Origin of the sequence: Sphaerotilus sp. FB-3, assembly GCF_023706025.1 — a bacterium.
Classification (GTDB): domain Bacteria; phylum Pseudomonadota; class Gammaproteobacteria; order Burkholderiales; family Burkholderiaceae_C; genus Sphaerotilus; species Sphaerotilus sulfidivorans.
Genome location: NZ_BQWE01000059.1, coordinates 130,531 through 141,312, shown reverse-complemented (window position 1 = coordinate 141,312; position 10,782 = coordinate 130,531). Strand labels below are relative to the sequence as shown.

Annotated in this window: 5 protein-coding genes; 4 read left to right on the top strand and 1 reads right to left on the bottom strand. The window is 72.5% G+C overall.

Features of this window, described 5'->3' with window-relative positions; all coding sequences use genetic code 11:
- The first annotated feature begins 183 nt into the window (after positions 1-183).
- From tnpC to NFT33_RS18600, 4 genes are all read left to right on the top strand, one after another.
- The gene (gene tnpC, locus NFT33_RS18615; RefSeq protein WP_251677613.1) at positions 184-1,584 is read left to right on the top strand and encodes an IS66 family transposase; all 1,401 of its coding nucleotides are present in this window, start codon (positions 184-186) and stop codon (positions 1,582-1,584) included.
- A gap of 596 nt (positions 1,585-2,180) precedes the next feature.
- The gene (locus tag NFT33_RS18610; RefSeq protein ID WP_251677611.1) at positions 2,181-3,659 is read left to right on the top strand and encodes an NAD-dependent succinate-semialdehyde dehydrogenase; all 1,479 of its coding nucleotides are present in this window, start codon (positions 2,181-2,183) and stop codon (positions 3,657-3,659) included.
- Positions 3,660-3,806: 147 nt separating this feature from the next.
- Positions 3,807-7,589, top strand: coding sequence for a response regulator (locus NFT33_RS18605; protein ID WP_251677609.1), 3,783 nt, complete (start codon positions 3,807-3,809; stop codon positions 7,587-7,589).
- A 37-nt stretch (positions 7,590-7,626) separates the two neighbouring features.
- A complete protein-coding gene (locus tag NFT33_RS18600; RefSeq protein WP_251677621.1) occupies positions 7,627-9,744 on the top strand; it encodes a putative bifunctional diguanylate cyclase/phosphodiesterase in 2,118 nt (705 codons plus the stop codon).
- Between the two features lie 9 nt (positions 9,745-9,753).
- On the opposite strand, the gene NFT33_RS18595 is transcribed toward NFT33_RS18600, so the two are convergent.
- The gene (locus NFT33_RS18595) at positions 9,754-10,695 is read right to left on the bottom strand and encodes a GGDEF domain-containing protein (protein ID WP_180692925.1); all 942 of its coding nucleotides are present in this window, start codon (positions 10,693-10,695) and stop codon (positions 9,754-9,756) included.
- Positions 10,696-10,782 lie beyond the last annotated feature (87 nt).

Below are 10,782 nucleotides of genomic sequence, written 5' to 3'. Positions count from 1 at the left end.
GATCACCAGCAGATCGTCCAGCGGCAGCAGCAACAGTCGGCGCAACTCCACCACGATGGCTTCCTGTGCCGGGCTGAGCGTGGGTACGTATTCACGCCCCCCTCCTTGACACGCCCACCCAGCCCGTCAACCCGCTGAAGCCCGCGTAGACAGCACGGGCGCGAGGCAGGAGAGTCAAGCCCGATGAACCCGCCCCCATCGCCCACACCCGAAGACCTGCCCGCCAAGCCGCAGACGCTGGCGCAATGCCACGAGGTGATCGACACGCTGAGCCAGCAGCTGGCGCAGCTGCGCGAGCAGGTGGCGTGGCTGCAGGAGCGGGTGAAGCTGGACTCGCGCAACTCGTCGAAGCCGCCGTCGTCGGATGTGGCGGGCACGAGCCGGCCGGGCCGCAGCAGCGAGCGCAAGCGCGGCGGGCAGCCCGGGCACAAGGGCACATACCGGACGCTGCTGGACGAGGGCGAGGTCGACGCGGTGCACGAGTGCCCGCCACCCGAGGTGTGCGAGTGTGGCGGGCCGATCGAGCCGGGTCGGGCGCTGCGCCACCAGGTGACGGACCTGGCGCAGGCGGTGCGGGCGGAGGTGCAGGAATACCGGCTGTACCGCGGGGTGTGCGGACACTGCCGCAAGACGCACGAAAGCCGGCTGCCGGCCGGGGTGCCGCGCGGGCAGATCGGACCGAGGGCGCTGGCCCTGATCGGGGCGCTGGGCACGCGGTACCACCTGACGCAGGACAAGATCCGCACGCTGCTGGGCGAGGTGCTGGGGGTGCGCTTCAGCCTGGGGGCGATCTCGCAGGCGCAAGGGCTGGTGGCGCAGGCGCTGCAGGCGCCGGTGCAGCAGGCGGCGGCGAGCTGCCACGGCGCGGCGGTGCTGCACATGGACGAGACGAGCTGGCGCCAGGCGGGGTCCGGCACCCGGCACTGGGTGTGGGCGACGGTGCGGCCGCAGGTGGTGGTCTACCAGGTGCTGCCCTCGCGGGCGCGCTATGTGGCGCAGGCGCTGGCGGGCGAGCGCCCGGCCGGCGTGCTGGTGACGGACCGCTACGCGGTGTACGACTGGGTGGCGCCAGAGCGGCGCCAGGTGTGCTGGGCGCACCTGCTGCGCGACTTCGAGCGCATCGCCGGGCGCGCCGGGGCGGCGGGCTGCGTCGGCCGGCGCCTGCTCGGGCTGGGTCGGGTGCTGTTCCGCTGGCGCGCCCGCGACGCCGGCCCGGCCGAGTTCGCGCGGCTGCAGGCCCGGGTGCATCAGGCGCTCGAGCGCGGCACGCGCTCAGGCTGCCGGCGCACCGCGCAGACCTGCGCCAACCTGCTCGCGCAGGAGGTCTCGCTGTGGAGCTTCGTGCGCCACCCCGGCGTCGAGCCCACCAACAACGCCGCCGAGCAGGCGCTGCGCACGGTGGTGCTCAAGCGCAAGATCAGCGGCCCGACGCGCTCCATGCGCGGGCAGCAGTTCGTCGCCCGGGGCTTCTCGGCGATGGAGAGCTGCCGCCGCCAGGGCCGAGACCTGCGCGGCTGGATGGAGCAGGCGCTGCGCGCCTGGCTGGGCGCCGGCCCGGTGCCATCGCTGCTGCCGAGCGGCTGAGCGCAGCGGCGGCGCTCACCTTCCTGACCTTCTGTGCGTGGTGTCCTGGCAAGTTGAACTTGCCGGGATGCGCGGGGCTGGGGGGTCAAGGAGGGGGCGTGAATACGTACGAGCGTGGTGCTGAGCTTGTGGGGCCGATGGCTGCGGTCTTCCACGCTGTCGCGGGCCTGCCATTTCGCAGCGGTCGGCTCGGAGATGTTGTACCGGCGGGCCAGCTCTGCAGGGCTGTCCTCGGACGCCTGGATCTCCGCCCGTACTCGCGGGGTGGTGCGCGCCTGTGGATGGATCTGGCTCATGTCGTTGACCTTTGCTCCGGGTTGCTCAACACCTCGCGCATGACCTGTCTTGCTCGGTACAGTGGCCAGCTGCGTATGGGCCAATGATCATATGGGACCCAACATCTAGCAGCGTGGTCAGTTGCATATCGCTTGTTCAGTCTTCTGCAGCATTGGCATCCTCCCCCGCTGTACCGGCCCCGCCCCCAGCACAGTGCGCGCGCGGACGGGCCGGCTGTGTCTGTGCGGGCCCCGAGGCGCTGGCCTAAAGTGCGGGATCGACCCTCATCGACCCCTCACCCCTCCCCGGAGTCCGCACCCATGACGCAGTCGTCCTCTCCTCTCGCCGCCCTCAAGGATCCCTCGCTGCTGAAGCTCGACGCGCTGATCAACGGCGAATGGGTCGCCGGCGGCAGCCGCTTCGACGTGACCGACCCGGCCACCGGCGCGACGCTGGCCAGCGTGCCGCGCCTGGGCGCCGCCGAGACCGAGGCCGCCATCGTCGCCGCCAACGCCGCCTGGCCGGCCTGGCGCGCCAAGACCGCCAAGGAGCGCGCCGCCATCCTGATGAAGTGGCACGCGCTGATGATCGAGAACGCCGACGACCTGGCGCGCATCATGACCGCCGAGCAGGGCAAGCCCCTGGCGGAAGCCCGCGGCGAGGTGGTCTACGGCGCCAGCTTCATCGAGTGGTTCGCCGAGGAGGCCAAGCGCGTCTACGGCGAGACCATCCCGACCACCGACCCGAACAAGCGCTTCGTCATCCTGAAGCAGGCCATCGGCGTGTGCGCGGCGATCACGCCGTGGAACTTCCCCGTCGCGATGATCACCCGCAAGGTCGCGCCGGCGCTGGCCGCGGGCTGCCCGGTCGTCATCAAGCCGGCCGAGCAGACGCCGCTGTCGGCGCTGGCCTGCGCCGAGCTGGCCCAGCGCGCGGGCCTGCCCGCCGGCGTGCTCAACATCGTCACCGGCGACGCCGACAGCTCGATCGAGATCGGCGGCGTGCTGTGCGCCTCCGACACCGTGCGCCACCTCAGCTTCACCGGCTCGACCGAGGTCGGCCGCATCCTGATGAAGCAGTGCGCGCCGACGATCAAGAAGATGTCGCTGGAGCTGGGCGGCAACGCGCCCTTCATCGTCTTCGACGACGCCGACATCGACTCGGCGGTCGAGGGCGCGATGATCTCCAAGTACCGCAACGCCGGCCAGACCTGCGTCTGCGCCAACCGCCTGTACGTGCAGGACAAGGTCTACGACCCGTTCGTCGAGAAGCTCGCGGCCAAGGTCGCGGCGATCCGGGTCGGCAACGGCTTCGAGGCCGGCATCAACCAGGGCCCGCTGATCGACGAGGGCGCCTTCGCCAAGGTCGAGAGCCATGTGGCCGACGCGCTGGCCAAGGGCGCGCGCCTGGTCACCGGCGGCCAGCGCATCGGCGAGCGCTTCTACACGCCCACCGTGCTGGCCGACGTCACCGCCGACATGCTCTGCGCCACCGAGGAGACCTTCGGCCCGGTCGCGCCGATCTTCCGCTTCTCGACCGAGGCCGAGGTGGTGGCCGCAGCCAACGCGACCGAGTTCGGACTGGCGAGCTACTTCTACAGCCGCGACATCGGCCGCATCTTCCGCGTCGGCGAGGCGCTGGAATACGGCATGGTCGGCATCAACACCGGCCTGATCTCGGTGGCCGAGGTGCCCTTCGGCGGCGTCAAGCAGTCGGGCCTGGGCCGCGAGGGCTCGCACCACGGCATCGACGACTATGTCGAGGTCAAGTACCTCTGCATCAGCGACATCCTGCGCTGATCCCTGCCCCGCGCCGACCCTCGACCCGAGTCGGGGGCGGTGCAACACGGCAGGCTCTATCATTTCGGGGCGCTGCCAGCCCCATCGGGAGACGCAAAAGTACACCGGGGATGCGGACCATCCCCGGCAGCCGAGTCGAGCGATTCCGTGTCCAATCCCGGCATCGGCCGTCTCGGCCCCACCGCGATTCCGGTTCACGCTCCCGACGAGATGCAGTTTTCTCCACGGTCCCTGCCCCTTCCCTCCGGCCCGCGCGCCCTCGGCGCGCTGGTGCTGATCCAGGCCCTGCTGCTGGCGGTGCCGATCGGCGCGGGCTGGTGGCATCTGGGGAACACCCGACAGGAGGCGCTGACGCTGCGCGGCCAGGCCCTGCTGCACGGACTGGCCGATCCGGCCGGCAGCGATCCCGAGCGCTTCGTGCGCCTGGCGATGGCCGCGCCCGACGTGCGCTATGCGCGGGTCAGCAGCGGCAACGGCCGGGTGCTGGCGCAGGCGGGCGACGCGCGCGTGCTGCTGCCCACCTCGCCCGGCCATGATGCGGCCGACGGCCTGATCCGGCTGGAGCGGCGCCAGGCAGGCGCCCAGCCGGGGCCGCGCGCCGAGCTGCGGCTGGAGATCGGCATGAGCGCCCGGCGCGACCGCGCCGCGCAGACCCGGCTGGCCTGGCAGGGCCTGGCGCTGGTGCTGCTGGAATCGCTGCTGCTCGGGGCGCTGCTGCTGGCGCGGCAGCGCCGGGCCCGCGCCGCGGCGGCGCCGGCCGAGCCGACCCGGCCGCCCGCGCCCGCCGAACTCGAGACGCTGCGGCAGGCCGAGCAGCGCCAGCGCCACATCCTCGAGCACATTCTGGATGGCATCCTGACGCTGGACGCGCACCAGCGCATCCGCCTGGTCAGCCCGGCGGCCGGGCGCATCCTGCACCGCGAGCCCGAGGCGCTCGGCGGCCTGTGGCTGGGCGATCTGTTCGCCGAGCCGGCCCGCGAGCTGATCGAGGACCTGCTGCGGCAGGACGACCCGATGGCGCTGGCCGAGCCGATGATCGTCGAGGCGCTGCTGCCCGAGGGGCGCGGCAGCGTGCCGCTGGAGCTGCGCCTGGCGCGGCTCGACGGCGCCGGCAGGCAGACCGGCGCGGACCGCCATCTGCTGGTGATGCGCGACATGAGCGAGCAGCTCGCCGCGCAGGAGGCGCTGCGGCTGCGCGGGCGCATCATCGACGCGATCGGGGTGGGCATCGTCATCGCCGACGCCCGCCAGCCCGACCAGCCGATCGTCTACACCAATGTCGCCTTCGAGCGCATGACCGGCTGGCGCTTCGCCGAGGTGGTCGGGCGCAACTGCCGGCTGCTGCAGGGCCCGGGCACCGACGCGCAGCAAGTGGCGCGGCTGCGCGAGGCGGTGCGCACCGGCAGCGACATCGAGGTGCTGCTGCTGAACTACACCCGCGAGGGACGTCCCTTCTGGAACGAGCTGCGGGTGATGCCGATCCATGACGGCGCCGGACTGCCGACGCACTTCGTCGCGCTGCAGACCGACGTCAGCGCCCGCATCGCCTCGCAGCAGGCGATCGAGCGCAGCGAGGCCCGCCTGCGCCGGGTCCAGGACGCCAGCCATGACGGCATGGTGGTGGTGGATGCGGCCGGGCGCATCGAGTCGATCAACGCCGGCGCCTCGCGCATGTTCGGCTACCCCGAGCCGGAGCTGCTCGGCCACGGCTTCGACATGCTGGTGCCGGGCGCCTTCGCCGAGGCCGGGCTCGAGCCGGCCGAGCGCGAGTTCGAGGCCCGCCACCGCGACGGCACCGGGCGCTGGATCGCGCTGCGCTGGAGCCGCCTCGACGACCACGATCGTCCCGACCCGGACGAGCTGCACTACCTCGGCGTGATCCACGACATTTCCGGGCGCAAGCGCACCGAGCAGGAGCTGCGCCACGCCAAGGAGGCCGCCGAGGACGCCGCCAGCGCCAAGAGCGAGTTCCTGGCCAACATGAGCCACGAGATCCGCACGCCGATGCACGGCGTGCTCGGCGCCATCGAGATGCTGCAGGACACGCCGCTGTCGGGCCGCCAGGAGCGCTACCTCGACACCGCGCGCACCTCGGCCTCGATCCTGCTGGGCGTCATCGACGAGATTCTCGACTTCTCGCGGCTGGAGGCCGGCAAGCTGCGCATCGAGTCGATCGACTTCGACCTGCGCCGCACCGTCGAGGACGTGACCGCGATGCTGGCGCAGCGCGCGCACGCCAAGAAGCTGGAGCTGGCCTGCTTCATCGCGCCGGAGGTGCCCGAGACGGTGCGCGGCGACCCGATCCGGCTGCGCCAGGTGCTGGTCAACCTGGTCGGCAACGCGATCAAGTTCACCGAGCGCGGCGAGGTGGTGGTCAGCGTCGCGCTGGAGGACGGCGCCCGGCTGCGGCTGGAGGTGCGCGACACCGGCATCGGCATCGCGCCGGACAAGCAGGCGCAGCTCTTCCAGCCCTTCACCCAGGCCGACAGCTCGACCAGCCGGCGCTTCGGCGGCAGCGGCCTGGGCCTGAGCATCGCGCGCCGGCTGGTCGAGCTGATGCAGGGCGCGATCGGCCTGGACAGCCGCGGCGAGGGCCAGGGCGCGCGCTTCTGGTTCACGCTGCCGCTGCAGGCGGCCCCGCAGGGCGCGGGCGGCGGCAGCAGCAGCGGCGGCGGGCTGCGCGGGCACGACTTCAGCGGCACGCGCATCCTGGTGGTCGACGACAACGCCACCAACCGGGTCATCCTGCACCGCTACCTCACCGCCTGGAGCAGCCAGTCCGGCAGCGCCTCCAGCGGCGAGGAGGCGCTGGCCAAGCTGCAGGACGCGGCCGCCTCCGGCCGCCCCTACGAGGTCGCGCTGCTGGACCTGAACATGCCCGAGATGGACGGCTACACCCTGGTGCGCGCCATCCAGGCCGATCCGCTGCTCGCGCCGATGCCGCTGATCATGCTGAGCTCGTCGATCCAGGATCCGCAGCGGCTCGAGGGCCTGCGGGTCGACATCTGGCTGGACAAGCCGGTGCGCCAGTCCGACCTGCATGACGCGATCGCCACCGTGCTGCAGCGCCGGCCGCTGCCGGCGCCGAGCAGCCGACGCGCGGGCCGCCGCGAGCCGGTGCAGTTCGCCGGCGAGCGGGTGCTGCTGGTCGAGGACAACGAGATCACCCGCGAGGTCGGCGCGCAGATGCTGCGCAAGCGCGGCCTGGAGGTCGGTCTGGCCGAAGACGGCCTCAAGGCGGTCGAGGCCATCATGACCGGGGACTGGGACATCGTGCTGATGGACATCCAGATGCCCGGCATGGACGGCCATGACGCCACCCGGGCGGTGCGCCAGTGGGAGCTGCGGCAGGACCGGCCACGGCTGCCGATCATCGCGCTGACCGCGCACGCGCTCCCGGCCGACCGCGACAAGTGCCTGGCCGCCGGCATGGACGACCATGTGGTCAAGCCCTACAGCGCCGACACGCTGGCGGCGGCGATCGCGCGCTGGCTGCGGCCGGCGTCCAGCCGCGAGGGCCTGGCGCCGGCGCCCCTGCCGGCCGAGGGCGAGGCCGAGCTGGATGCCGGCCGGCTGGCCGAGGTGCGCGCGCTGATGGGCGAGGCCTTCGACGCGCTGCTCGACAAGGCGCTGGAATCGCTGGCCGACGAGATCGCGCTGCTGCGCCAGGCCTGCGCGCACGACGACGCGCAGGCCGCCGGCGAGCTGCTGCACCGGCTGAAGAACACCGCCGGCGACATCGGCGCGATGCGGCTGCACGCGCTGGCGGCGCGGCTCGAGAAGGAAGGTGCCGGCAGCGCCGCGGCGCCGCACGGCCGGCTGCCGGCGCCGCAGGATCTGGCGGCGCTGGAGCAGGCCACCGGCCGGGTCGGCCAGGCGCTGCACGCGCTGCGCGACGACCGGCAGCGGGACACGGGACGAAGCGATTGACGCAGCCATTGAAGAGGCGATCGAGATGGGCTTGAACATGAACCCGCCGGGCCTGCTGCCCGGCAGCAACGAGGCCGACCCCGGCGCCCGGGTGCTGATCGTCGACGACGAAGGCCTGACCCGGATGATGATCCGCCGGGTGCTCGAGGACTCCGGCTACCGGGTGCTCGAGGCCCAGGACGGCCAGACCGCCACCCGGCTGTGCGATGCCGAGCAGCCCGACCTGGTGCTGATGGATGTGCGCATGCCGGTGATGAACGGCTTCGACGCCTGCCGCGCGATCCGCCGCTCGCTGCGCAGCCGTCACACCCCGGTGCTGATGCTGACCGCGCTCGACGACGTGATGGCGGTGCGGCTGGCCTTCGAGGCCGGCGCCACCGACTTCATCACCAAGCCGATCAACTGGGCGCTGCTGTCGCAGCGGGTGCGCTATGCGCTGCGCACCGCCCGCACCGAGCGCGAGCTGCGCGAGAGCCAGCTGGCGCTCGCACGGGCGCAGAAGATCGCGCGGCTGGCGCCGTGGCGGCTCGAGCTCGACGACGGCCGGCTGCACTGCTCGCGCGAGCTGCGCGACATGCTCGGCCTGCCCGGCAACGAGCCGGTGGCGATGCGCCGGCTGCTGCGCCAGGTCGCCTTCGAGGACCGCGGCGCGCTGCTGGCCTTTGTGCGCCGGGTGCGCGACGGCCGCAGCGAGTCCGAGGTCGAGATCTGCCTGGACGGCGGCCAGCAGCCCTCGCGCCATCTTTTCCTGTCGGGCGACGCGATGCTCGACGAGGGCGGGCGCACCTGCGCGATCTTCGGCGTCGCCCAGGATGTGTCCGAGCGCCGCCATGCCGAGGCCGAGCGCAGCTACCGCGCCCATTTCGACCCACTCACCGGCCTGCCCAACCGGGTGCTGTTCCGCGACCGGGTCGCCACCGCGGCGGCGGCGGCGCAGCAGCGCCAGCAGCGCTTCGCGGTGCTCAACATCGATGTCGACGTGCTGCAGCGCACCCAGGCCTCGGTCGCGGCCGATGCCAGCGAGCGCATCCTGCGCGCGGTGGCCCGCCGGCTCGAGTCGGTCATGCGCGAGCCCGACTCGCTGTGCCGGCTCGAGGGCGACACCTTCGCGATGCTGCTGACCGACATCGAGGCCGAGGCGCAGATCGCCGGCGCCACCCGGCGCCTGGTGGAAGCCTTCGCGGTGCCGCTGCAGGTCGACGACTGGGAGCTGCTGGCCAGCGTGCATGTCGGCGTGGCGATCTGGCCCGGCGACGGCCAGGAGGTCGACACGCTGCTGCTGCATTCCGGCGCCGCCCGCTCGCGCGCCCGCGAGGCGATCGGCTCGAGCTGCCACTTCTACACCGCCGACATGCACAACCGGGTCATCGACCGCCTCAACACCGAGGTGGCGCTGTACCGCGGCCTGGAGCGCGGCGAGTTCGAGCTGCACTACCAGCCCAAGGTCGACCTCGCCAGCGGCCGGGTCAGCGGGGTCGAGGCGCTGCTGCGCTGGAACCGTCCGGGCTGCGGGCTGCAGATGCCCGACCGCTTCATCGACATCCTCGAGCAGACCGGCCTGATCATGGACGCCGGCGACTGGGTGCTGCGCGAGGCCTGCGCGGCGGTGCGCCACCTGCCGCTGTCGCTGGCGGTCAATGTGTCGCCGCGGCAGTTCCAGCATCCGCGCCTGGGCGAGCGGCTGATGCGCATCCTCGACGAGATCGGCTTTCCCGCCGACCGGCTCGAGCTGGAGATCACCGAGCAGATCGTCGTCGAGGACGAGGAAGGCGCGATCGCCACGCTGCATGACCTGGCCAGCCGCGGCATCCGCATCGCGCTGGACGACTACGGCACCGGCTTCTCCTCGCTGCAGCGCCTCAAGCGCCTGCCGCTGCACACGCTGAAGATCGACAAGGACTTCGTGATGTCGCTGGAGACCAGCCGGGCCGATGCGGCGATCGTGCGCTCGACCATCGAGCTGTGCCACCAGCTGGACATCCATGTGGTCGCCGAGGGCGTCGAGAACGATGCCGCGATGGCGATGCTGCGCGGCTTCGGCTGCGACATCGGCCAGGGCTACGGCATCTGCCGGCCGCTGCCGCTGGCACGGCTGACCGACTGGCTGGGCACGGCGACCGTCAGCGCGCTGGCCGGCAGGCGGCCCGGCGGCTGATCCGTCGCATCAGTCGTCGTTGGCGGCGGCCACCTGGCCGCGCTCGCGGCGGTCGGCAAAGCCCTGGCGGCCCAGGCCGCGCCGCGCCGCCGCCGCGCCCAGCGCCAGCTTGAGCAGTTCGTCGGGCTGGCGGCCATGCTCCGGATAGAGCGCCACCCCGGTCGAGACGGTCACCACGGTGGTCTGGCCACTGACCATGAAGGGCTCGCGCAGCCCCTGCGCCAGCTTGGCGGCGACCCGCTCGCCATCGGCCGGCGTGTCGAGCCGGGTCAGCACCACGCCGAAGGCATCGGGCGCCAGCGCCGAGACCACGTCGCTGGCGCGCAGCACGCTGCGCAGCCGCACCGCCAGCTTGCGCCGCAGCGCCTGCGAGGCGGCCACGCCCAGCCGCGCCTCGGTGGTCGCCAGCCCCTCGATGCGCAGCACCAGCAGCGCCATCGGCGCGGGCTCGCGCTCGCGCAGCGCGCAGAGCTGGTGCAGCAGCTCCATCAGCTGGACCCGGTTCGGCAGCCCGGTGGCCAGGTCGATCGACCAGGCCCGGCGCAGCTCCTGCTCCTGGCGCTTGCGCTCGATGGCCATGCACAGGCTGCGGGCGATCTGGTCGCCGTCGTCGACTCCGCCCGGATGCAGCGCATGGGGCGACAGCGGCAGCACGTCCTGCGCACCGGCGCGCAGCAGCCGCACCATCAGGTCGCGGTTCGGCGTGGGCGTGCCGACCACCACCGCCGAGCCCAGCACCGCCTGCGTCCAGCAGGACCAGTGCGGCAGCGCCTCGGCCTGGGCATCGCTGTCGCAGCTGAACAGGATGGCCTCGGGCGCCGCCTCGGCAATCGCTGCCTGCGCCTGATCGAGCGTGTCGCAATGGCGCCAGATGCAGCGCCCGAAGTCGGTGTCGGACGCCAGCGCCGGTGCGGCGGAACCCACATGAAGAACGGAAATGGAGGCGGCCATGGAACGCTCGGGGGGATGGATCGGGGCGATGATGCAGGAAACCTTGAGGGGCCAGCCCCCGAAATGGCGGGATATCGTCGTGCAAAA